Annotated in this window: 1 pseudogene; it reads left to right on the forward strand. The window is 54.2% G+C overall.

From position 1 onward, the window contains the following. Positions 1-127: 127 nt before the first annotated feature. Positions 128-998: pseudogene (locus MKS11_RS27390) on the forward strand (klebicin B-related nuclease bacteriocin); the annotation flags it as partial.

Here is a 998-nt window from a genome sequence, read left to right on the forward strand (position 1 = left end):
CCTTTACGCCTGCCGGGAGTCATATTTTTCTGCATATCTGACACTTTGGTTCCCACTACTTATTTGGTGGACACCACTTTGTCGGATGCTTCAGATTATGACCAGACGGTTCACGCTGTACGCTTACGCCCAGGCTGCATTAGCGTCCGCAGAACAAGCCGCCGCTGCTGAACGTAAACGCCAGGAGGCGGAAGCAGCAGCCGCCGCTGCGGCAGAAAAAAAACGACAGGCTGATGCAGCAGCGAAAGCCGCTGAGGAGGCCAGAGCCATTGCTGAAAAAGCAAAAGCGCTGCAGGCCTGTTGTACAGCCGCAGATAAACTGAAATCTTCAGAGATTCAGGCTGTCAGGGGTATCCCGGCTACAGCGGCACCTTTTGCTATTCCTCTGACCTAGTCAACTGCGTCACGTGGAGGTTTTACTCTGTCGGCTGATGCTGCGGCCAGCCTGGGAGCTTTCATCAGCGAGGCTCTGGCGACGTTAAGTGTCGCTGTGGTGGCTAACCCAGTAGCATTAACCATTGCCGGTCTTGTGTTATCGAAATCAGTTGGCGTCGGTAGTGATATGGTGCCCGGTCGGGATATCAGTTCGATGATGCCTGGCGATGCGTTTGGTCTGCCTGATACCGCGGCATTGAATAAAGCAGCAGATCAGAAAACATCTGTCAGTATGCCGGTTCGTGGCCGTCTGGTTATGAATGATAGCGGCATTCTGGATGTTCAGCTGGTCAAAACCAATACTGCCGGTGCCGTGAAGGTCGCTCGTGCAGTACTGGATAAGGAAACCGGCTACTGGGGCTATACTCTTCCCGCTGTCGCAGATGTACCGGCGCAAACTATTTTTGTCAGCCCGGCTGACGCACTTGGTGCAAATGGACCACTGACGCTAAGCGGGCCGGTACCACTACCGGAGCGTATTCTGCATACCGGTGATCAGATTTCGGCGCCACAGGCTACAGATAAAACCGTGACGCCGGTAGCGGATGACCTCGATTTTGACG

The organism is Klebsiella sp. K5-45 (assembly GCF_030128605.1).
Lineage (GTDB): Bacteria > Pseudomonadota > Gammaproteobacteria > Enterobacterales > Enterobacteriaceae > Klebsiella > Klebsiella quasipneumoniae.